Raw genomic sequence first — 22,145 nt, 5'->3', positions numbered from 1 at the left:
CGCCGGGCGTTGATACCTTCCGGATCATGCAGCACGTCAGTGAGAACGAGATCCGCGCGTCCTTTGTGAACTGTTCGAAGGGCGAGGCCCGCAGGCTCACCCTCCCGGCGGGCTTCGCCTCCACCCCCTGGTCCGACCTGGACTTCCTCGGCTGGCGCGACCCCAAGGCGCCGGACCGCGGCTATGTGGTGGCGTGGCGGGAGGGCGAGCCCGTGGGCATCGCCCTGCGCGCCTCGACGGGCGCGCGCAAGAGCCTGCTGAAGTCCAGCATCTGCTCGGTCTGCGTGACACCGCAGTCCGGTTCCGGCATCACGCTGCTGGTGGCCCCCAAGGCGGGCGCGGCGGGCCGGCAGGGCAATTCGGTGGGGCTCTACATCTGCGCTGACCTGGCCTGTTCCCTCTACGTACGGGGGAAGAAGACCACGGCGCTGGCCCGCCGCTTCGAGGAGAGCCTGACGCCGGACGAACAGAACGCGCGCACCCTGCGGAACCTGCACGGCTTCCTGGACCAGGTCATCGGCCGGTCGGAGCACGTCATCGGCCGGCCGGACGACGCCATCAGCTAGCCGGACGACGTCATCGGCCGGTCGGGTCGGGTCGGGTCATCGGCCGGTCGAGGCTACGGGCGCGCCGCGTCGAGCGCGCTCAGGCCGTCCTCCCAGCGGCGGCGCCGCTGCGCCTCGCTCTGTTCCCACCACGGGGTGCCGCGCTCCCCCAGGGCGACCTTCGCGTGCTGCACGCGGTCCCGGGCCGCCCGTTCCGCCGTCTCGTCCCCGTCGGCGAGGGCGGAGCGCACCGCGCGCCGGGCCGCCATCAGATGGGAGCGCAGCCGGGCCGCGACCTCGTCCGGGAGCATCGGGTCGGTCGCCCGCCACTTCCGTCCCTTGATGAGGACGAAGTGCCCGTCCGGGGTGTGCTCGGGCCGCGGGTTCGGGGACATGCGCCGATTCTGCCCGGACCGCCCGGGTCCGGCAGGACAGCGCGCGGCGAAGGGCCCACGAGCTCTGTCGTCCCCCGCCCCGTGGGCGCGATACTCGGGCCATGAGCGATGCGGCGTTATGGGTCGGGCTCGCCGGGGCCCTGGGCGGAGCGGCGATCACCGCGGTCGGCGGGGTCGCCGTGGCGAACCGGCAGCGGCGGGCCGCGCGCGAGAGCGAGGCCGCGGCCCTGGCCCGGCAGCACGCCGAGCGGGACGTGGCGCGGCACCAGCAGGACGTGCGGGCGGAGGTGGACCGGCTGACGGGGCTGCGGGTCGGCGGCCGGTTGTGGATGGACGTGCTGCTGCGTTTCCAGCAGACGATGCGGGCGGGGCACCCCGCCGACCTGGCGGTGTTCGACGCGGCCGTCGCGGACGCGGGCGGCCAGGTCGTCCAGCTGGGATACGCGCCCCTCTACCACCGGGAGCACGAAGTGGAGCGCTGCTCGGCGCGGGTGCACGATCATCTGGTCGCGCTGACGACCGCCACGCGGCAGCTCGTCCTCGACTTCGACCTGGGGATCCCCGACGAGGTCTGGGACCGTCTCGACGAGCAGATGGCCGGACTGGCGCAGACGCGCCTGGAACTGGTCCGCGCGATGGACGCGCACGCGATCAGGCTGCTGCACGGGGAGGACCCGGCCGGGAACGCCACCGCCCCGCCCGGCGGCGCGGCGCCCCCGCCGCCGTGGCCCCCGCGCGGGGGCGGCGGCTGAGGCGGGGGCCGACCGCACGGCCGGCCGACGCCCGGGCCGCTGGCCGGACCGCACGGGGGCGACTGGCACCTGAACCGCCGGACCGCACAGGGGCGGCTGATGCCTGACCCCCTAGACCGCACGGCGGCGGCCGACGCCTCACCCCCTAGACCGCGCGAGGGTCCACGAGCTGGAGTGCGAGCGTCGCCGACGGCTGCGCGATGCCCGGGCCGCCCGCCTCGGCCCAGGCGAGTATCCCGTCGAGCGACTCGTCGTCGGTGACGAAGCCGACCCAGGCGGCACGGCCGCCCCGCCTGCGCCCCTCCGGCGAGGGCTGCACGACCACGATGTTGGCCTGCCCGCACGGCCCCAGGCAGTCGCTCGTACGCACCGCGAACCGGCCGCGCGAGGCCGCCGCCGCGGACCGCAGCCGCTCCAACTGCCAGGCGTGGTCGATGCCGGGGTTCTTGCGGGCGTCGCCGCAGCAGCAGCCCCGGCACACGACGAGCGTGCAGGGGCGGCGGGCTGCGGCACCGATGGAGACGACGGGACTCATCCCGTGATCATGTCAGGCCCTTGTGGCCGCCCGCGGCCCAGGTAGCCGAGGCCGGGGTGCGCCTGCCGGTAACCGTCCACGAGCCGCCGGGCGACGGCCACCGAGTCGACCAGCGGGTGCAGCGCGAACGCCTTCACGGCGGTCGCGGCCGAGCCGTTCTCCGCCGCGGCGAGCACCTCGCGCTCGACGGCCTTGACCGCGCAGACCAGGCCGGTGGCGTGGCCGGGCAGCGGGGCCACCGCCATGGGGTGGGCGCCATTGGCGTCGACGGAGCACGGGACTTCGATGACGGCGTCCGCGTCCAGCGCCGCAAGGGTCGTGCCGTTGCGGACGTTGAGGATCAGCGTGGCCCGTTCGTTCCGTGCGACGGCCCGCATCAGGGCGAGGGCGACCTGCTCGTAGCCGCCGGACTCCAGGTCCTGCTCGGCCCGCTCCCCCGCGCCGGCCGCCTCCCTGTTCTCCGCCATGTACGTCGCCTCGCGCTCGGCGCGGGTGGTGTCCCAGGTCTTCAGCGCGGGGGCGTCGGGTTGCCGCATCCGGGCGTAGAAGCGGGCCTGTTGGTCGCGCAGGAAGGCGCCGCGGGTCTGCTCGGCCTCCTGGTAGGCGCGTACGGCCTCGCGGTTGAAGTAGTAGTAGTGCAGGTACTCGTTGGGGACGGCGCCGAGGGACTGGAGCCAGTCGGCGCCGAAGAGCCTGCCCTCCTCGAAGGAGCCGAGCAGCGCCGGGTCGGCGAGCAGCCGCGGCAGCTCGTCGCGGCCCTCGATGCGCAGCCCGCGCAGCCAGCCGAGGTGGTTGAGGCCGACGTAGTCGATGAACGCCTCGTCCGGATCGCCGCCCAGCACGCGCGCGACCCGGCGGCCCAGGCCCACCGGCGAGTCGCAGATGCCGATGACGCGGTCGCCCAGGTGGCGGGCCATGGCCTCGGTGACCAGGCCCGCGGGGTTGGTGAAGTTGATGACCCAGGCGTCGGGGGCGAGCCGGGCGACGCGGCGCGCGATGTCGACGGCGACGGGCACGGTGCGCAGGCCGTACGCGATGCCGCCCGCGCCGACCGTCTCCTGGCCCAGGACGCCCTCGGCCAGCGCGACGCGTTCGTCGGCGGCGCGGCCCTCCAGGCCGCCGACGCGGATCGCGGAGAAGACGAAGTCGGCGCCGCGCAGCGCCTCGTCGAGGTCGGTGGTGACGGTGACCGCGGGCGCGTCGGGGATCCCGGTGGCCTGCTCCGCCAGGACGCGGGCGACGGCGCCGAGCCGGGCGGCGTCCACGTCGTGCAGCACGACGTCGGTGACGCGCCCCTCGGCGTGGTCGCCGAGGAGGGCCCCGTACACGAGCGGCACGCGGAATCCGCCCCCGCCGAGAATTGCCAGCTTCACGTCTGAACCGCCTTCTGTCGTCCTGGTGTCGGGCCGGTACCGCCGGGGTTCACGTTACGTACCTCGCGGGGCCGCACGGGGTGTACCTGCCGGGGCGCGTGTTCCGTACGATGACGCCGCAGCGTTCCGACCCCCCACGGAGGTAGCGCCCCATGACCGTCTGGAAGGCATCAACCGCCCTGTTCGGCGCCGTCACCCTGGTGGTGATGACGGCCGGCGGCGCCTCCGCCGCGCCGGGCGGCTGGCAGGAGTCGGGCACCTCGTACGTCAACTCGCTCACCGGCAGCCAGGGTCTGGCCAGCCGCGCGGACGGCAGCCTGCTCCACCGCGGGCTCGGCTCGGTCCCGCTCGACCTGCGCGTCAAGGGCTGGGAGCACATAGGCGACCCGGACATCGCGCGCGGCCACACCTTCGACGCCTATCAGGGCGGCGACGCGGCGCGGTCGAAGATGTACGCGGTCACGACCCCGGCCGGGAAGCGCTACCTCTACGAGCACCGGCTGGACGCGGGCGAGAAGCTCAACAACTCCTTCGCGGCCGTCTCGCCGGACGACCAGTGGCTGGTGTCCGGCGAGTGGGGCGACCAGAACCGCCTCCAGGTCTTCCCCGCCCCGCTCCTCAACTCCTCGACGCCGCCCACCGGCGGCGCGCTCCCGCAGGCCGGGCAGATCTCGCTGGACAAGCCGGTGCGGGACATCCAGGGCTGCGACTTCGTCTCCGACACGCGTCTGGTGTGCGCCTCCAACGACGCGTCCAAGGAACTGTTCCCCGAGGACCGTCCCGTCCTCCAGGTCGACCTGGCGCGTCCGCTCGACGGCAAGGAGGTGACCGGGCACGTCTCCAGCCTCTTCGCGGCGCCGCAGCGCAGCATCTGCTCCGGCACGTTCGAGACGGAGGGCGTGGACTACGACGCGGCGCGCCGCACCCTGCGCGTCGAGGTGGTGCCGCCCGCGCCGTGCCTGGTGACGACGGCGGTGCACGCCTACCGGCCGACGTCCGGCTAAGCGCACGCCCCGTCCGTCTGCCGGACAGCACGTGTGGGGCGCCGCCGGACCGGGGAAGGTCGTGATCATGACACAGCACGACCCGCAGGTGACCGCCACCGTCCCCGCCCCCGAGCGGCGCCCGATCCGGCAGCTGCTCGCCGCCTCGGTCGGCAACGCCGTGGAGTGGTACGACTGGTACGCGTACACCTTCCTCGCCACGTACATCGCGGGCCAGGTCTTCCCCAAGGGTTCGGGGAACTCCCTGGTCCCGCTGCTCTCCACCTTCGCCGTCTTCGCGGTCGGCTTCTTCATGCGGCCCGTCGGCGGCCTGCTGATGGGCGCGGTCGCCGACCGGCGCGGCAGGCGCGCCGCGCTGACCGTCACCATCCTGCTCATGGGCGGCAGCAGCCTGCTGGTCGGGCTGACCCCGACCTACGCGGCGGTGGGGGTGTTCTCCCCCGTCGTCCTGGTGCTCGCGCGGCTGCTGCAGGGGCTGTCCGTGGGCGGCGAGTTCGCCGCGTCGACGACGTTCCTCGTGGAGTCGGCGGGGCCCGGGCGGCGCGGCCTCTTCTCCAGCTTCCAGTACGTCTCCACCAGCGCCGGCCAGCTCGCGGCGTCCGGCGTCGCGGCCCTGCTGGTCGCCACGCTCTCCGAGGGACAGATGGACGGCTGGGGGTGGCGACTGCCGTTCGTGCTCGGGGCGCTGCTCAGTCTGGTCGGCTTCTGGATCCGGCAGGGGGCGCACGAGACGCACCGGGCCCCCGCCGAACCGGCCGCGCGCCCGGGCCTGTTCGACGCGCTGCGCCAGTATCCCCGCCAGTCCCTGCTGATCTGCGGCATCACGGCGGGCGGCACCCTGGCCTACTACACGTGGACGTCGTACCTGCCGACGTACGCCGAGCTGAACACGGACATCAGCAAGGGCCAGGCGCTCCTCGCAGGCACCCTCTCGCTCGCCTTCTTCGCCCTGCTCCAGCCGGTCGGCGGGCTGCTGTCGGACCGGCTCGGACGCAGGCCGCTGCTGCTGTTCTTCGGCATCGGCTTCGCCGTCCTGAGCGTGCCGCTGCTCAAGTCCCTTTCGGGGTCGTTCGGTTCGCTGCTGTTCGTGCAGTGCGCGGGCATGGTGCTGCTGACCGGCTTCACGTCGATCTCGGCGGCGGTGAACGCCGAGGTGTTCCCCGCGCGGGTGCGGGCCGCCGGGATCGGCTTCCCGTACTCGCTGACCGTCGCGCTGTTCGGCGGCACGGCCCCGTACATGGGCACCTTGTTCAAGGAGATCGGCTCTCCCGGACTGTTCCCCGTGTACGTGGCCGTGCTGTGCGTGATCTCTTCGGTGGTCTACCTGCGGTTGCCGGAGACCGCGCGCGAGCCGCTCGACCGGTGAGCTCCTCGGCCGCGGGCCGTCGGGGCTCGCCGCGCGGTTCCCGGCGTCCCTAGGAAGCCTTCGGGACCTGCGCGATGGAGCGGCCCGCCCAGTCCGGGGCCGCCTCGGTCAGCGCCGTGAGGTGCGCGCGGATGTCGTCGGGGAACGCGGTGGTACGGCCCTGGTTCCGGTCGACGTGGAGCGCCAGGAGTTCCGTCGTCGCCACGGGGGCGGCGTCCGGCGCGGGCTCGGCCCGGTCGTCCTCGACCACGTACATCTCGTGCGTGAAGCGCGCCTTCTTCGCGTCCGCGCCGAGCACGCGGGTGCGGACGACGAGGTGGGCGCCCTCCGAGACGTCGTTCAGGTACCGCACGTGCGCCTCGACCGTGTAGAGGGAGCAGCCGGTCGACTCGCGGTACCCGGCGTGCAGGCCCGTCTCGATCATCATGGCGTCGGTGGCGTAGCCGAAGACGAGGACGTAGAAGGCCTCGCTCATGTGGCCGTTGTAGTCGATCCACTCGGGACGGACCTGGCGGCGGAGCGGGGGCAGCGGGTCGCTCATGCGGCGCCTCCGGGCAGCCGGCCGGTGGCGCGCAGGACGTCGATGACGCCCTGGTCGCGCTCGGCGACGAGGTCCGCGATGGTGCGGCCGTCCGCCGCCTCGTCGCACCCGGCGACCACGGCGTCGTACAGCTTCTTGTCGAGTTCGGGGGCTTCCAGGCGCGTCCACGGGGACTTCAGGGACGGGCCGAAGTGGTCGAGCATGTGGGCCATGCCGCCCTCGCCGCCCGCGAGCGCGAAGGTGAGCATGGGGCCCATGAACGCCCAGCGCAGGCCGGGGCCCTCGGTGATCGAGTCGTCGATCTCCCGCACCGTGGCCTCGCCGTTGGCGACCATGTGCAGGGCCTCGCGCCAGAGCGCCTCCTGGAGGCGGTTGGCGATGAAGCCGGGCACCTCGCTCTTCATGGTGATCACCGACTTGCCCGCGACCTCGTAGAAGCGGGACGACCAGGTCACGGCGTGGGCGGCGGTGCGCTCGCCGCCGACGACCTCGACGAGGGGTATCAGGTAGGGCGGGTTGAAGGGGTGCCCGACGACGAGGCGGCCCGGGTCGGCCGCCCCGGTCTGCATGTCGGTCATCGGGTAGCCGGAGGTGGAGGAGGCGATGACGACGCCGGCGGGCGTCGCGGCGTCGAGGCGCGTCAGCAGGTCGCGCTTGAGCTCCAGCTTCTCCGGGGCGCTCTCCTGCACGAACTGCGCGTCGGCGACGGCCTCTTCGAGGGTGGCGGTGACGGTGAGGCGGTCCTGCGAGGCGCCCTCGGCGAGGCCGAGCCGGGTGAGCGCGGGCCAGGCGGCCTCGACCAGGCGGCGCAGCCGCTGCTCGGCGTCGGGCGCGGGGTCCCAGGCGGTGACGTCGTAACCGCGGCCCAGGAAGTGGGCGACCCAGCCGCCGCCGATGACACCGGCGCCGACACAGGCGACGCGGCGCACGTCCTCGGGGGCGCAGGGGGCGGGCGGTGTGGTGATCTCGTTCATGGAGGGGTCCTCCTCGTCGTGGGGGGGGCGCGGAGGTCAGGAGCGGGGCTTGAGGCCCAGCTTCTGGCGGGCCTCGTCGGGGGTGGCCACGCGCGAACCGAGGTTCTCGGTGATCTGCACGGCACGCTCGACGAGCTGCGCGTTGCTGACCTTGTTGCCCTTGCCGAGGTAGAGGTTGTCCTCCAGGCCGACGCGGACCTGCCCGCCGAGCAGAATGGACTGGGCGACCCACGGCATCTGCATGCGGCCGAGCGCGAAGCTGGCCCACTGGGCGCCCTCGGGCAGCATGTTGACCATGGACTGCAGGACGCCCGGGTCGGCGGGGGCGCCCCACGGGATGCCCATGCACAGCTGGAAGACGGTGGGGTCGTCGAGCAGTCCCTCGGCGAGCAGCTGCTTGGCGAACCACAGCTGGCCGGTGTCGAAGATCTCCAGCTCGGGGCGTACGCCGAGCTCCTGGATGCGCCGGGCGCCCTGGCGGAGCATGTCGGGCGTGGAGATGTAGAGGTTGTCGCCGAAGTTGAGGGAGCCGCAGTCCAGGGTGCAGATGTCGGGCAGCAGGTCCTCGACGTGCGGGAGGCGCTCCAGGCCGCCGACGAGGTCGGTGCCGGGCAGCTCGCCGAGGTCCTTGAGGGGCTGGACGGGGTCGATGACGAGGTCGCCGCCCATGCCGGCCGTCAGGTTGATGACGACGTCGGTGCCGGTCTCCTTGATGCGCTCGACGACCTCGCGGTACAGCCGCGGGTCGCGCGAGGGGTCGCCGGTCTCGGGGTCGCGGACGTGGATGTGCACGACGGCGGCGCCCGCGTCGGCGGCCTCGACGGCCGAGGTGGCTATCTGCTCGGGCGTGACGGGTACGTGCGGGCTCTTGCGCACGGTGTCGCCCGCGCCGGTCAGGGCGCAGGTGATGATGACGTTGTCGTTCACGGGCATGCGGAACTCTCCCTCGGGGGGTGTGCGGGCGTACGGGGTCGGTGCGGGCGTACGGGTCAGTGCGCGGTCAGCGTCGCGTCGACGTAGGCGGTCAGGGCCTCGTGCATGTCGTCGGGTCCGGTGCCGGGGACCCCGGGCGCGTCCGGTGCCGAGGCGAGCACCTGGGTGGCGAGGCCGTCGATCAGCGCGGTGAGGCGCAGCGCCGCGGACTCGGGGTCGGCGAGCCGGAAGCAGCCCTCGGCCATCCCGCGGCGGACGACGTCGGCGACGGTGGTGCGCCACTGCCGGTAGTACTCGGCGTGCAGGCGGCCGACGGCGGTGGAGCGGGCGGCCTCGGCCCACAGGTCGAGCCAAACGCTCCACTGCCAGCGCTGCTGCGGGGTACGGGGGATCTGCAGCTCGATGAGCTGGCGCAGCTCGTCCGCGGTGTCGGCGGCGTCCGCGATCCGGGCGGCGCGGCGCGCGGTGTCCTCGTCCATGCACCAGCGCACGGCGGCTTCGAGGAGGTCGTCGCGGCCCGGGAAGTGGTAGTGGATGGCGGCGGTGCTGGTGTCGCAGGCCGCGGCGATGTCCTGGACGCGGACGGCGTGGAAGCCCCGCTCGGCGATGAGCCGGACCGTCTCGCGGACGATCTGCAGGGGCCGACCGCCCTCGGGGGCCACGGCGCGCTCACGTCGCGCCACGGCCGGCTCCGGGGGGCGGGCGGCGCCGAGCAGCCAGCCCGCGTCGACCCCGCCCGTGTCCGCGATCCGGGCGAGCTCGGCCGCCGTGAAGCGGCGGGTGCCGCCGAGCGAGCGGGAGAGCTTGGAGGGGTCCATGACGATGCGGCGCGCGAATTCGCGCTGGGTCACACCGGCGTCGGTGATCACCTTGCGGACGCGGTCCGCCACCTCGGGGTCGTGCTGCATGGTCGGCGACCCTACCCGCACGTTGCGACGAACACAACGCGACGACGGCGCGAGCTCGCCCGGAAACCCAATCTTCACCTGCATTCCGCACAGGATTGCGATTCTGACTGACGCATCAGTCACTCCTGTGCCGGAACCCCGCACGGGCCGGGGCGCGGGGTCGGGCCGGCGGACGCGGTCGCCGTCGCGGGTGTGCGCGTTCAGGTGGGCGCGTTCAGGTGTGCGCGTTCAGTCGCGGGTGTGCGCGCCGTACAGGTCGAGCGCGCCGTCGAGCTCCAGGGCGAGGACCGTGCACAGCGGGTCGAGGTGATCGTCGGTGAGGTGGACGTACTCCCAGCCCGGTACGTCACCGAGGCCGCCGACCCGTTCGTGGCGCACCTCGACGTCCGTGCCGAGCACGCGCGCCGAACGCACCGCGTTGCGCACCCCGCGCAGCACGACGTACTCGTTGGGCCGGTCGAAGAGGAAGAGGTAGAGGGTGCGGCGGTCGGCGGCGAGGGTGGAGGGTCCGTAGAAGTGGCCGTGCGGCAGGCCCCGCACCGTCCCGTACACGGCGTCGGTGTGCCGTCCGATCCACTCCCCGAGCGCTTCGAGCCGCTCGGCCTGCTCGGGCAGCAGCGTGCCGTCCTCCTTGGGGCCGACGTCCAGGAGGAGATTGCCGCCGCCCCCGATGGTCTCGGCGAAGATGCGGACCAGTCGGCGCGGGGACTTGTGGCGGGTGTCCTGCGGCTGGTAGCCCCAGGAGTCGTTGACGGTGAGGCACAACTCCCATTCCTGTGCGGGCGGTTGGACGGGCACGCCCTGCTCCGGTGTCGCGTAGTCGCCGTGGCCGGTGAGGCGGCCGTTGACCACGGTGTGCGGGCTCAGCTCGGCGATGTCCCGGGCGAGCTCCGCCGTGCGCCACTGCTCGGGGGCCCGCTCCCATTCGCCGTCGAACCACAGCAGATCGGGCCGGAAGCGTTCCAGGAGCTCCCTGACCTGAGCGCGGTGGAAGCCGAGGAAGTTCGCCCAGCGCTCCGACGACTCGTCCCCCGCGGCGGGCATGGAGTAGGGGTTGCCGCGCTCGGCCGGGTCCTGTCCCGGAGGGCGCACGGTGGCGTAATCGGGGTGCGACCAGTCCACGTGCGAGTAGTACAGGCCGACTTTGACGCCCCGGGCGCGCAGCGCGTCCACGTACGGGGCGACGAGGTCGCGGCCCGCGGGGGTGCGCCCGACCACCGAGAGGTCGTTCGCCGCGGTGTCCCACAGGGCGACGCCGTCGTGGTGCTTGGCGGTCAGCACGGCGTACCGCGCGCCGGCGCGGACGAACAGGTCCGCCCAGGCGGCGGGTTCGTACCGGGCGGCGGTGAAACCGTCGAGCTGGGCCATGTACCGGTCGTAGGGCACCGTGCCGTCGAAGAACGACCAGGACTCGGGCACTCCGTCCACGCTGTAGATGCCCCAGTGCACGAAGATCCCGAGCTTGGCCTCGCCGAACCAGGGCTGGATCACGCGCCGTTCCCCCTCACTGGTGGTGTGTCCGATCGCCGGCCGGAAGCGCGAACAGGCTAAGTCGGCCCGGATGACGGAGGCAATAGGTCGGAGGTTTCCGCTACGGCGTCCTCACCGCGGAGCGGCGTCCGGTGGGGTGCGCGGGGAACCGACCGCCCCCGTGCGGCACTCTTCTCCCTGTGTCGCACGCATCCTCCCTGCCCCCGCAGCGCCCGACGCCGGCCTCGCCCGGCCACATGGTGGTGTGCGGCGGCGACAACGTCCTGGCCCACCGGCTCGCCGCCGAACTCCGCGGTGTCTACGGCGAACAGGTCGTCCTCGTCGTGCCGCCCGCGGGACGCGGCGAGCCGAACCGGCTGACGGGACGGGCCCGTACGACGGCGCTGCTCGGACGGATCACCGCCGCCGTGTCCCGCACCACGGGGAACGGGACCGCGAACGGGACCGGGAACGGCAGCGGCCCCGACGCGGTCGGCGGCACCGGCGAGAGCGGCACCGCGGACCCGCCCCGGGTCCTCGAGGCCACCGACCTCACCGACGACGTCCTGACCGAGGCGGGCGTCGCCCGGGCCGCCGCGCTCGCGCTCATGCACGACGACGACGAGACCAACATCCGTACCGCGCTGGCCGCCCGGCGGCTCAACCCCCGTCTGCGCCTGGTGATCCGGCTGTACAACCGCAAGCTGGGCCAGCACCTGGAGGAACTGCTCGACCAGGCCGCGGCCGTGGCGGGCCTGGCCACCACGGACGCCAGCGTCACCGTGCTGTCCGACGCGGACACCGCGGCGCCCGCCCTCGCCGCCACGGCGGTCGCCGGGACCAGCAAGGTCGTGCACGCCGACGGGCTGCTGCTGCGCGCGGTGGAACGCACGCCCCCGGCGCCGGGCCAGGTGGCGCCCCGGGGCCTGGCGACCCTCGCGCTGCTCTCGGCCACCGCCAACGACCCCGCGGGCGCGGAGGGCCACGACGCGTCGGACACCGGCGCGGGGCCGCGGCTGCTGCCGGACGACGCGGCGGTGGCCGCCGCGCCCGGCCGGGGCGCGCTGGTCCTGGAGACCGTCTCGTACTCGGGGTCCGCGCCGCCGCCCGGGTTCCTCGCCGGACGGGGGGTGCCGCTGCGGCAGTTGTTCTCGCGGCGGCTGCGCTGGTCGGTGGCCGGATTCGCGGCGGCGGTCGTCGGCATGGCCATCGCCTCGATCATCACCACCGACGACACCACCCCGCTGCACGCCACCTACCTGACGCTGCTCGACCTGTTCTCCCTCAACGACCCGGCGACCGACGGGCCGACGAGCCGGCAGATCCTGCAGCTCCTGTCCGGCCTGGTCGGGCTGCTGCTCCTGCCGATCCTGTTCGCCGCCGTCCTGGAGGCGCTCGGCACCTTCCGCACCGCGTCCTCGCTGCGCCGCCCGCCGCGCGGCCTCTCCGGCCACGTCGTCCTGCTGGGCCTCGGCAAGATCGGCACCAGGGTGCTCGCCCGGCTGCGGGAGCTGGACATCCCCGTGGTGTGCGTGGAGGCCGACCCCGAGGCGCGCGGCATCTCGCTGGCCCGGCGCCTGCGCGTGCCGACCGTCGTCGGCGACGTGACGGAGGAGGGCGTCCTGGAGGCGGCCAAGGTGCACCGCGCGCACGCGCTGCTCGCCCTGACCAGCGCGGACACCATCAACCTCGAAGCGGCCCTGTACGCACGGTCGGTGAAGCCCGACCTGCGGGTGGCGCTGCGGCTGTACGACGACGAGTTCGCGACCGCCGTCTACCGCACCCTGCGTGCCGCGCACCCGGGCGCGCTCACCCGCAGCCGCAGCGTGTCCGCGCTGGCCGCACCCGCGTTCGCCGGGGCGATGATGGGCCGGCAGATCCTCGGCGCGCTGCCGGTCGAGCGGTCGGTGCTGCTCTTCGCCGCGCTCGACGTGTCGCTGCAGCCGCAGCTGACGGGCCGCACGATCGCCGAGGTGTTCCGCCCCGGGGCGTGGCGGGTCGTCGCCCTGGAACGCGCCTCGCGGCAGGCGTCCGGCCTCTCGTCGGGCCTGGAGTGGGAGCTCGACCCGCACTACACGCTGCGCCCCGAGGACCGGGTCGTCCTCGCCGCCACCCGGCAGGGCCTGGCCGAACTCCTGGCCCGCAGGCCGCTGCCCGGCAGGACCTGACGGGCCGGTCCCTCACGGCGTGGCGGGCGGTACCGGCAGGACCTGGCGCAGGTGCGGGTCGGGGTGGAAGTCCCTGCGCCACTCGCGCGGGTAGCCGACGGACGCCTCGATGTGCGGCACCCCGTCGTGCACGGTGGTGCGCGGGATGTGCAGGTGCCCGTAGACGACGGCCGCCGCCTCGTACTTCAGGTGCCAGTCGGCGGACTGCTCGGTGCCGCACCACAGGGCGAACTCGGGGTAGCGCAGGATCCGGGTGGGTTCGCGCAGCAGCGGCCAGTGGTTGACCAGCACGGTGGGCAGCCCCGCGGGGCGCTCGGCGAGCCGCTCCTCGGTGTGCTTGACGCGGGCGCGGGACCAGTCGTCGCGGGTGGCGTACGGGTCGGGGTGCAGGAAGTACTCGTCGGTGCAGACGACGCCCGCGTCGTGGGCGACCGCCAGCGCCTCCTCCCTGGTGTGCGTCCCCTCGGGGCGGAAGGTGTAGTCGTAGAGCAGGAAGAGCGGGGCGACGACGACGGGACCGCCCGCGCCCCGCCACACGGGATACGGGTCCTCGGGGGTGGCCACCCCCAACTCGCGGCAGAACGCGACGATGTGCCGGTAGCGCTCCTCGCCGCGCAGCTGGACCGGGTCGTCCTTGGGCGTCCACAGCTCGTGGTTGCCCGGCGACCACACCACCTTGGCGAAGCGGCCGGCGAGCGTGCGCAGCGCCCACTCGATGTCGGCCATCCGCTCGGCGACGTCACCGGCGACTATCAGCCAGTCCCCGTCCGTCCCGGGGCGGATGGTCTCGACGTACTTCCGGTTCTCCGCGTACGCCACGTGCAGGTCACTGATCGCGAGCAGCTTCGGGGTCTTCTCGGATGCCATCACGCTGTGAGGCTAACCGAGTCAGTGGTGATCGCCCTCCCCCTGCCGGACCGCGAGGTACTCCTCGGGCGTCGCCTTGGGCACCTGTGCCCGGGGGCCGTACATGGCGCGTGCCAGGCGGGCCCGCAGGCGGTCGGAACGGCTGACCTTGCGGGCCACGCCGTTGGCGTCGACCAGCGGGCCGATCTCGTAGGGCCGGGGCTGTTCGTGGGCGGTGAGCCGGTAGAGCTCGGACTGCGGCAGCGGTTCGTGGATCTCCACGTACTCGCCGTGCGGGAGGCGTTTGATGGTGCCGGTCTCCCGGCCGTGCAGCACTTTCTCCTGGTCCCGGCGCTGCAGACCGAGGCAGATGCGGTGCGTGACGACGAACGCGAGGACGGGGACGACGAAGAACCCGATCCGCACGAGCCAGGTGATGGCGTTGATGGAGAGGTGGAAGTGGGTGGCCCACAGGTCGTTGCCGCCGCCGACCATCAGGACGCCGAAGAGCGCGAGCCAGGCGACGCCGAGTCCGGTGCGCACCGGGGCGTTGCGCGGCCGGTCCGCGATGTGGTGCTCGCGCTTGTCGCCCTTGACCCAGGACTCGACGAACGGATAGATGCCGATGGCCAGGAGGATCAGCGGGAACATCGTGAAGGGGATGAAGACGCCCAGTTCCAGGGTGTGGCCCCAGGCGTTGATCTCCCAGCTGGGCATCACCCGGATCAGCCCCTCGGAGAACCCCAGGTACCAGTCGGGCTGGGCACCGGTGGACACCAGGTCGGGCCGGTAGGGGCCGATCGCCCAGACCGGGTTGATGGAGGCGACCGCACCCATGATCGCGAGCACGCCGAAGACGAGGAAGAAGAAGCCGCCCGCCTTGGCGATGTAGACGGGCAGGAGCGGCGCTCCGACCACGTTCTTCTCGGTTCTGCCGGGGCCGGAGAACTGGGTGTGCTTGTGGTAGAAGACGAGGATCAGGTGCGCGACGACGAGCCCGAGCATGATGCCCGGGAGCAGCAGCACGTGGATCGGGTAGAGCCGCGGGATGATGTCCTCGCCGGGGAACTCCCCGCCGAACAGGAAGAACGAGAGGTACGTCCCCACGACGGGGGTGGCGAGGATGGCGCCCTGCGCGAAGCGGATGCCGGTGCCGGACAGCATGTCGTCGGGTAGTGAGTAGCCGGTCAGGCCGGTGAGGATGCCGAGGAACAACAGGGTCCAGCCGAACAGCCAGTTGAGCTCGCGCGGCTTGCGGAACGCCCCGGTGAAGAACACCCGCATCATGTGCACGAGCATCCCGGCGACGAAGACGAGCGCGGCCCAGTGGTGGATCTGCCGGATCAGCAGGCCGCCGCGGACCTCCATGCTGAGGTCGACCGTGGACTCGTACGCCCGGGAGACCAGGACCCCCTTGAGCGGGGTGTACGGGCCGTCGTAGGCGACCTCGGACATGCTCGGGTCGAAGAAGAGGGTCAGATAGGTGCCGGTGAGGATCAGGATGATGAAGCTGTAGAGGCAGATCTCGCCGAACATGAACGACCAGTGGTCCGGAAAGATCTTCCGCATCTGGCTCTTGGCCAGCGTGTGGATGCCGAGCCGCCCGTCCGCCCAGTCGGCGACCCGCTCCCCCTTGCCGGGGTTGCCGGGCCGTTCAGGTCGTGCAGTCGTCCCGGTGCGCTCGATGCGTCCGCTCATGCGACTCCCTTTCAGGCGGTACCAGGGTAGGTCGCATGGGTGGCGGATCCAACAGGTGCGGACGTGACAACTCACTGCGGTGGCGTCAACCGGTGCAGTCTGAGGGCGAGTTGGATCTCCAGGGTGCGGGCGGGGGTGTTCCAGTCGTCGCCGAGGAGGCGGGCCACGCGCTCCAGGCGCTGCACGACGGTGTTGACGTGGACGTGCAGCGCGGCCTTGGCGCGGGTGAGGCTGCGGTCCCGGCCGAAGTACGCCTCCAGGGTGCGCACCAGCTCGGTGCCGCGTTCGGCGTCGTAGTCCAGGACGGGGCCCAGCGTGGCCCGCACGTAGCCGCCCAGGTCGGCCTGTTCGCCGATGAGCAGGCCGACGAAGCCGAGGTCCGCGAGGGCCGCGCCGTGCCCGGTGCGGCCGAGCGCCCGCAGCGCGGAGAGGCAGCGCAGCGCCTCGGCGTGCGCGGCGGGCAGTCCGGCGGGGCCGGCGGCCGGGCCCGCGGCGCCGACGGTGACCGGGGCGCCCACGGCCTGCCCGAGGGCGGCGGCGAGCGCGGCGGCGTCGGCGCCGGGCGCCGCGGCGGGGACCACGACGACCACGTCGTCGTGGTGCAGTCCGGCCAGGCCGCGGTGGGCGCGGGCGGTGCGGTGCGCCGCGGCGAGCAGCCGGGGGCGGGGCGCGCTCTCGCCGTGGGCGACGAACACGGCGTGCGGGCGGTCGAGGCGGACCCCGAGGCGGCGGGCGCGTCCGGCGAGGCCCGCCGGGTCGCCGCGGGGGGCGAGCAGGTCGCCGAGGAGCTCGCCGCGCACCCGGTCCTCGGTCTCGGCGACCGACCGGCGCAGCAGCAGGAGCAGCGCGGTCACGACGCCCGCCCGCTCGAACAACCTGCGGTCGGCGTCGGCGAGTTCGGCGCGTCCGGTCAGGGCGATGCTGCCGAGGAGTTCGGGCCCGGCGAGCACCGCGCACACCCAGGTGCCGTCCTGCGGGACGGCCCGGCCGCTGGCCCGCGAGGCGGCGACGGCGGGCGCGGGCGGCGCCAGCGGTCCGGCGCCGGTGCGGGCGAGCTCGACGCCGTCCGCGTCGTGGATGAGGACGCCGCCGTCGAGGAGGGCGGCGATTCCGTCGGCCACGTCGTCGGCGCCGCCGCCGCGCAGCACGAGGTCGGTGAGCTGGTCGTGGGCCTGCTCGGCGCGGCGCATGGCCCTGCTGTGCGCGCGGATGGTCTCGGTGGCGGCGTTGAGGTCGACGAGCGCGGCCCGGGTCTCCTCCAGCAGGCGGGCGCCGTCGATGGCGATGGCGGCGTGGTCGGCGAGGGAGGAGAGCAGCACGATCTCCTCGGTGGCGAACGCGCGGGCGGCGCGGTCGGCCGCGTACAGGACCCCGATGACGCGCGGGCCCAGGCGCAGCGGCACGCCGAGGATGGCCCGCAGCCCCTCCTGGTGGACCGCGCTGTCGATGGCGTCGGTGTGGTGGAAGCGGGGGTCCTGCTGGTAGTCGCCGGTCACGTAGGGCCGGGCGGTCTGCGCGACGAGGCCGCCGAGCCCCTCGCCCATGCCGAGCCGCAGTTGCTGGAAGGCGGCGGCCACGCTGCCGTCGGTGACCCGCATGTAGGTGTCGCCCGCCGCCTCGTCGTTGAGCGAGAGGTACGTGACGTCGGTGCCGAGGAGCAGTTTGGCGCGGCGCACGATGGCGCGCAGGACGGCGTCCGCGTCGCGCAGCGCGGCCAGGTCGCTCGCGGTGTCGAACAGGGCGGTCAGTTCGGCCTCGCGGCGGCGGTGCGCGCCCAGGGTGCGGTGGACGCGCAGCGCCACGTCGGTGGCCGCGTCGAGGGCCGCGAGGTCGCCGGGGGCGGCACCGGCCTCGCGGGCCCGGGCGGCGGGGCGCGCGAACTCCTCGGCGGGCGCGCCCCGGTCGAGCAGGTCGAGCAGGCTGCGCAGCGCCGACCGGGGATCGGCGTGGTCCGCGCCCTCGGTGGTGGGGAGCATGGAGCGATCGTCTCCCGGCGGGGTGGGTGCGGTCGATGGGCCGCCCCGGATCCGGCGCGGGGGCCGGGGCGCGGGGGTGTCAGCCGGGGTGCCGGCCGCCGAGCGGCAGGGAGCCTGCGGGGTCGGGGGCGGTCGCGCTGCCCGCGGCGCGGTCCGGGGCGGGCCCGGACGCCTCGTCGGCGGCGAGGTCGCGGCCCCGGGTCTCCCTGGCGACGTACACGGTCACGGCGGTGACGAGCGCGGCCAGGCACAGGTAGAGGGCGACGGGGAGCGCCGAGTCGTAGTCCCTGAGGAGTTCCACGGCGATGATCGGGGCGAGCGCCCCGCCGATGATGGAGGCGAGCTGGGAGCCCATGGACGCGCCCGAGTAGCGGACCTCGGTGTCGAACAGCTCGGAGATGAACGCCGCCTGCGGCCCGTACATCGCGCCGTGGAAGAGCAGTCCGACGGTGACCGCGCACGTGATGACCGGGAAGGACCGGGAGTCGACCAGCGCGAAGAACGCGAAGGCCCAGCCCGCCATGCCGAGGGCGCCGATCAGGGTGACCGGACGGCGCCCGACGCGGTCGGAGAGCGCGCCCCAGAGCGGGATGGTGACGAAGTGGAACGCGGAGCCGATGAGCACGGCGTTGAGCGCGTCGCTCTTGGGCAGCTCCAGGTGCACGGTGACGTAGACGAGGACGAACGCCGTGAGGATGTAGTAGGAGATGTTCTCGCCGAAGCGGGTGCCGATGGCGGTGAGCACCTCGCGCCGGCTCCTGCGGAAGACCTCGACCACGGGCGGCTTTCGCCCGGCGCCCGCCGCCGCGGCCTCGTCCGCCCGGCGCTGCGCCGCGAGGAAGACGGGCGACTCGCTGACCGAGATGCGGATCCACAGGCCGATCACCACGAGCACCCCGGAGAGCAGGAACGGCACGCGCCAGCCCCAGGCGAGGAAGGCTTCCTCGGACTGGACGGCGGCGAGCAGCGCGAGCACGCCGGTGGCCAGCAGGTTGCCGCCGGGAGCGCCGGCCTGCGGCCAGGACGCCCAGAAGCCGCGGTGCCGGTCGCCGCCGTGCTCGGAGACGAGCAGGACGGCGCCGCCCCACTCGCCGCCGAGGGCGAAGCCCTGCACCAGGCGCAGCACGGTGAGCAGGACGGGTGCGCCGACGCCGATGGTCGCGTGGGTGGGGAGGAGGCCCATCGCGAAGGTGGCGCCGCCCATCATCAGGAGGCTGACGACGAGCAGCTTCTTGCGGCCCATCCGGTCGCCGTAGTGCCCGAAGACGACTCCGCCGAGGGGGCGTGCGGCGAAGCCCACCGCGTAGGTCAGGAAGGAGAGGAGCGTGCCGACGAGAGGGTCGCTCGACGGGAAGAAGACGGTGTTGAAGACCAGCGCGGCGGCCGAGCCGTAGAGGAAGAAGTCGTACCACTCGACGGTCGTGCCGACGAGGCTCGCGGCCACGGTGCGGACCATGCCGGTACGGGCGGGCGGAGCGGTTCCTTGCGAGGCCATGTGCACCACTTCCAGTGTTCTGCGGGGACGCTTCCGTACCGGCACAAGGTAGGAAACCGCAGATCAGTGGCGTATATGGCGGAGCACCATGGTTCGTGGTCCGGCCGTGTGCCCGGCCGCCATGCCGGGCGGGCGCGAGGGGCGGCGGGCCGTCGCGGGGCATCTGCTTCCGGACACTTGTGACATCGCGTTATCACTTGATCCACATTCGTCTGGCACCTTCATGATCAAGAGGGCCGCCCGACCTGCGGCCCTGCCATGGAGGGGAATGTGAGCACGTCACCCATGAGCACAAAACCCAGATCCGTCAGGGGCGTTCGGAGACCCCGCATACCCGGCGCGGCCGGTGGCGCCGCCCTGCTCGGCGTGGCGGCACTGCTGGCCGCCGTGTCGGCGCCCGTCGCCCACGCCGCGGATCCCGAGCCGGGGCCGGAGCTGATACCCGGCCGGCGCACCGCGACTCCCGCCCTGGTGGACGGCATCGAGGAGCGCGTCCGCACCACGGGCAGCGCCGCCGAGGCCGCCAAGAGGCACCTGGCCCAGAAGAAGAGCCGTTACCGCATACCCGACCCGGCGCGGGATCTGACCGCGGGGCGGACGGTGCACGACCGCACGGGGGACACGGTCCGCTTCCAGCAGAAGCACCGGGGCATACCGGTGCTCGGCGGCCAGTACCTGGTGCGCCTGGCGGAGCAGGACGGCGACCGGATCGTCACCGGCACGTCCGGCAAGTACTTCACCGGCCTGGCGGTGGACACCGAGGCCAAGGTGTCGCGGGCCACGGCCGTCGAGCGGGCCACCGCGGCCGCCCTCGCCGGGCTCTCCGGCGACCGGGCCGGCAGCTGGACGAAGCTGCGCGGCCCCGCGGCGGGCAAAGGCCACGACGGCGCCAGGAAGTCGCTGGGCAAGGGGACTTCGGGGCGGCAGCCCGCCCTCACCGGCACCTCGCACGGCCTGGTCGTCCTGCCGCGGGGCACGGGCGTCCTGACCTACCACGTCACCGTCACGGGCCAGGACCCGGCGACGGGCGCGCCGGTCAAGCAGGAGATCTACGTCGACGCGGACGCGGGCTTCCCCGTCCTGAGCTACTCCGGCATCCAGGCCTTCGACGGCGCCCCGGCCGCCCGCCCCGGCAGCACGGGGTCGGGCGTCAAGCTGGACGGCACCGAGGTCGCCCTCGACATCACCAAGGACGCGCGGACCGGGGCGTACGCCTTGGTCGACCGGCGCCGGCAGTGGGGCGGCAGCAAGAACGCGATCACCACGTACGACGCCCGTGACGTGGACGCGGAGGACGCGTCCGGCACGTGGCCCGCGGGCCTCAAGGACGTCACGTCGCCGACGCCCGCGTTCGGTGCGGACGCCACCACCTCGGGCGCGGTCGACGCGCACTGGGCCGCCGGGAAGGTATACGACTACTACAAGTCCCGGCACGGCAGGGACAGCCTGGACGGCAAGGGCATGGCCATCAACTCCCTGGTGGGCGTGACGGATCGGGGCCTGCCGTTCGTCAACGCCTTCTGGGACGGCCAGAAGATGGTCTACGGGGGCGGCGACGAGGAGAACAAGGTGTTCTCCGCCGACCTGGACGTGGTCGGGCACGAGATGACGCACGGCGTCGTCGAGCACACCGCGGGCCTCGTCTACACGGGCCAGTCCGGCGCGCTGAACGAGGCCGTCGCCGACTACTTCGGCAACGCCATCGACGTCGACGCCACGGGCGACGCGCACTCCCCCGAGGCCTCGCTGATCGGCGAGGACCTCTGCCGCACGCGGGGGCCGAAGGACTGCGCGATGCGCGACCTGAACGACGGCCGCACCACCGCCAAGGACTTCCTGGGCGTCACCTACGCCACCGACAGCGGCGGCGTGCACCTCAACTCCACGATCTTCTCGGGTGCGTTGTGGGACATCCGCGAGGACCTCGGGGGCAAGCGCGCCGACCGGATCGTCTACCGCGCGCTCACCGCGTACCTCACGCCGCTCGACGGCTTCACCGAGGCGCGCGACGCGGTGGTCGCCGCCGCCGAGGATCTCGGCGTCAAGGGCGCCGACCTGCGCGCGGTCACCCGGGCGTTCGACGCGCACGGCATCGTCAGGGGCTGGGAGAAGGCCATCGGCGCCGACTCCGACAAGCTCCTCGGCGACCTGAACGTCAAGGGCACCGGTGCGGGCGCGGGCGGCGGCCGGTGGGCCGCCTCGAAGTCCGACGAGGAGGGCGGCGAGCCCTACTCGGTCCACGCGGGCCGCACGTCCGGAGCCGGCACACCCAAGCTGATCAGCCCCAACGACGGGCGGTTCCACGTCTACGCGGACACCGACGGCACGACAGTGGCCTGGGCGGCGTACGGCGCGGACGGCGTGGACGTGCTCAGCCGCAGGCTGAGCGGCGGGCCGGTGAAGAAGCTCTGGTCGGCGGGGACCACTGTCGGCAACGTCCGGGTGTCGGGCGGCACCGTCGCCTGGCAGGAGTCCAGCCCCCTCGGGCAGCAGCGCGTCGCGTACCTCAGGGCCGGCGAGCGCGAGCCGCGCTTCGTGGACGGCGGCCGCTACGACGTGGCCACGGCACTGCCCACGCTGCACGGCGACAAGCTGGGCTACGCCAAGCTGTACACCGACAAGGACGGCGTGGAGCAGATCTCGACCGAGATCACGGATGTGCGCAGCGGCCGGAGGACGCTGGTCCCGGCCAAGGAGAGCCGCCTGGGCATCTCCTCGCCCACGATCAACGGCACGTACCTGTACTGGCTGGTCGACGACATCGCCGACGACAACCGCCAGGGCCTGCGCCGCGCGAAGCTGGACGGCACCGGACGCACCGACGTCATTCCGGAGAACAGCGACAACGCCTACCTCTGGGGTGTGGACGCGTCCGACACGGCGCTGACGCTGACGCAGTGGAAGCCCGAGCGGGGCTGGAGCAACACCAACCTCACCAAGCTCGTGCAGACCGGCCTGGACGGCAAGGGCGCGCAGCGGGTGTCGTGCAACCGCGGTGAGCAGAGCCACGGCGTGGCCGACACGGGCCGGCGCGTGGTGTGGATCGACGGCACGACCGGTCACACCGATCTGGTCACCCGGGCCCGCCCGGCGGGCGCCTGCTCCTAGCGGGCCCGTACCGGCCGGTACAACCCGTCCCCCCTTGTACAGACCCCTTGCACCGATG

18 protein-coding genes are annotated in these 22,145 nt (G+C 73.4%); 6 read left to right on the top strand and 12 right to left on the bottom strand.

All coding sequences use genetic code 11. The annotated features are described in order from the left end of the window. Positions 1–26: 26 nt before the first annotated feature. Positions 27–566: an FBP domain-containing protein gene (locus ACFYXE_RS24235; protein ID WP_361180554.1), complete on the top strand. Its 540-nt coding sequence runs from the start codon at positions 27–29 to the stop codon at positions 564–566. Between the two features lie 53 nt (positions 567–619). Here the strand turns inward: ACFYXE_RS24235 and ACFYXE_RS24230 are convergent, their stop codons facing one another. After that, entirely contained in the window at positions 620–940 is a 321-nt protein-coding gene (locus tag ACFYXE_RS24230; protein ID WP_389315500.1) for a hypothetical protein, read from the bottom strand. 101 nt (positions 941–1,041) lie between these two features. Between ACFYXE_RS24230 and ACFYXE_RS24225 the strand changes: the two genes are divergently transcribed. Continuing rightward, positions 1,042–1,692, top strand: coding sequence for a hypothetical protein (locus tag ACFYXE_RS24225; protein WP_389315498.1), 651 nt, complete (start codon positions 1,042–1,044; stop codon positions 1,690–1,692). Positions 1,693–1,837: 145 nt separating this feature from the next. On the opposite strand, the gene ACFYXE_RS24220 is transcribed toward ACFYXE_RS24225, so the two are convergent. Continuing rightward, the gene (locus tag ACFYXE_RS24220) at positions 1,838–2,227 is read right to left on the bottom strand and encodes a (2Fe-2S) ferredoxin domain-containing protein (RefSeq protein WP_361180018.1); all 390 of its coding nucleotides are present in this window, start codon (positions 2,225–2,227) and stop codon (positions 1,838–1,840) included. Then, positions 2,224–3,600, bottom strand: coding sequence for a 6-phospho-beta-glucosidase (locus tag ACFYXE_RS24215; RefSeq protein WP_389315495.1), 1,377 nt, complete (start codon positions 3,598–3,600; stop codon positions 2,224–2,226). The genes ACFYXE_RS24220 and ACFYXE_RS24215 overlap by 4 nt, the downstream gene beginning before the upstream one ends. Positions 3,601–3,752: 152 nt before the next feature. Between ACFYXE_RS24215 and ACFYXE_RS24210 the strand changes: the two genes are divergently transcribed. Beyond that, a complete protein-coding gene (locus tag ACFYXE_RS24210) occupies positions 3,753–4,604 on the top strand; it encodes a hypothetical protein (RefSeq protein WP_389315493.1) in 852 nt (283 codons plus the stop codon). Positions 4,605–4,671: 67 nt separating this feature from the next. Then, entirely contained in the window at positions 4,672–5,970 is a 1,299-nt protein-coding gene (locus tag ACFYXE_RS24205) for an MFS transporter (protein WP_389315491.1), read from the top strand. A 49-nt stretch (positions 5,971–6,019) separates the two neighbouring features. Here ACFYXE_RS24205 and ACFYXE_RS24200 read toward each other — a convergent pair whose 3' ends face one another. The 5 genes from ACFYXE_RS24200 to ACFYXE_RS24180 all read right to left on the bottom strand — a co-directional run bounded on the left by ACFYXE_RS24200 (position 6,020) and on the right by ACFYXE_RS24180 (position 10,850). Further along, positions 6,020–6,511 carry a thioesterase family protein gene (locus ACFYXE_RS24200; RefSeq protein WP_389315489.1) on the bottom strand — a complete coding sequence of 164 codons (492 nt, stop codon included), beginning with the start codon at positions 6,509–6,511 and terminating at the stop codon, positions 6,020–6,022. Then, a complete protein-coding gene (locus ACFYXE_RS24195) occupies positions 6,508–7,485 on the bottom strand; it encodes a 3-hydroxyacyl-CoA dehydrogenase NAD-binding domain-containing protein (RefSeq protein ID WP_389315486.1) in 978 nt (325 codons plus the stop codon). Before ACFYXE_RS24195 ends, ACFYXE_RS24200 begins: the two co-directional genes overlap by 4 nt. Before the next feature lie 36 nt (positions 7,486–7,521). Beyond that, positions 7,522–8,418 (bottom strand): 3-keto-5-aminohexanoate cleavage protein, encoded by an 897-nt coding sequence (locus ACFYXE_RS24190; protein ID WP_361180311.1) that lies wholly within the window; start codon positions 8,416–8,418, stop codon positions 7,522–7,524. A gap of 56 nt (positions 8,419–8,474) precedes the next feature. After that, entirely contained in the window at positions 8,475–9,326 is an 852-nt protein-coding gene (locus tag ACFYXE_RS24185) for a TetR family transcriptional regulator C-terminal domain-containing protein (RefSeq protein WP_389315483.1), read from the bottom strand. Between the two features lie 228 nt (positions 9,327–9,554). After that, entirely contained in the window at positions 9,555–10,850 is a 1,296-nt protein-coding gene (locus ACFYXE_RS24180; protein WP_389315572.1) for an alpha-L-fucosidase, read from the bottom strand. Positions 10,851–11,053: 203 nt separating this feature from the next. Between ACFYXE_RS24180 and ACFYXE_RS24175 the strand changes: the two genes are divergently transcribed. After that, positions 11,054–12,964, top strand: coding sequence for an NAD-binding protein (locus ACFYXE_RS24175; RefSeq protein WP_389315570.1), 1,911 nt, complete (start codon positions 11,054–11,056; stop codon positions 12,962–12,964). Between the two features lie 12 nt (positions 12,965–12,976). Here ACFYXE_RS24175 and ACFYXE_RS24170 read toward each other — a convergent pair whose 3' ends face one another. The 4 genes from ACFYXE_RS24170 to ACFYXE_RS24155 all read right to left on the bottom strand — a co-directional run bounded on the left by ACFYXE_RS24170 (position 12,977) and on the right by ACFYXE_RS24155 (position 18,979). Next, positions 12,977–13,831 (bottom strand): metallophosphoesterase family protein, encoded by an 855-nt coding sequence (locus ACFYXE_RS24170; RefSeq protein ID WP_389315568.1) that lies wholly within the window; start codon positions 13,829–13,831, stop codon positions 12,977–12,979. A gap of 21 nt (positions 13,832–13,852) precedes the next feature. Next, a complete protein-coding gene (locus ACFYXE_RS24165) occupies positions 13,853–15,508 on the bottom strand; it encodes a cytochrome bc complex cytochrome b subunit (RefSeq protein WP_389315481.1) in 1,656 nt (551 codons plus the stop codon). A gap of 71 nt (positions 15,509–15,579) precedes the next feature. Next, on the bottom strand, positions 15,580–17,484 hold the full coding sequence (locus ACFYXE_RS24160; RefSeq protein ID WP_389315479.1) for a helix-turn-helix domain-containing protein: 1,905 nt from the start codon (positions 17,482–17,484) through the stop codon (positions 15,580–15,582). A gap of 79 nt (positions 17,485–17,563) precedes the next feature. Next, positions 17,564–18,979 carry an MFS transporter gene (locus ACFYXE_RS24155; protein ID WP_389315477.1) on the bottom strand — a complete coding sequence of 472 codons (1,416 nt, stop codon included), beginning with the start codon at positions 18,977–18,979 and terminating at the stop codon, positions 17,564–17,566. 366 nt (positions 18,980–19,345) lie between these two features. On the opposite strand from ACFYXE_RS24155, the gene ACFYXE_RS24150 reads away from it, so the two are divergent. Continuing rightward, positions 19,346–22,087, top strand: a complete 2,742-nt coding sequence (locus tag ACFYXE_RS24150) for a M4 family metallopeptidase (RefSeq protein WP_389315475.1) — start codon at positions 19,346–19,348, stop codon at positions 22,085–22,087. The last annotated feature ends 58 nt before the right edge of the window (positions 22,088–22,145 follow it).

It is taken from the genome of Streptomyces sp. NPDC002564 (genome assembly GCF_042889645.1).
In the GTDB taxonomy this organism is placed as follows: domain Bacteria; phylum Actinomycetota; class Actinomycetes; order Streptomycetales; family Streptomycetaceae; genus Streptomyces.
This window is presented reverse-complemented; position numbering and strand designations above follow the sequence as displayed.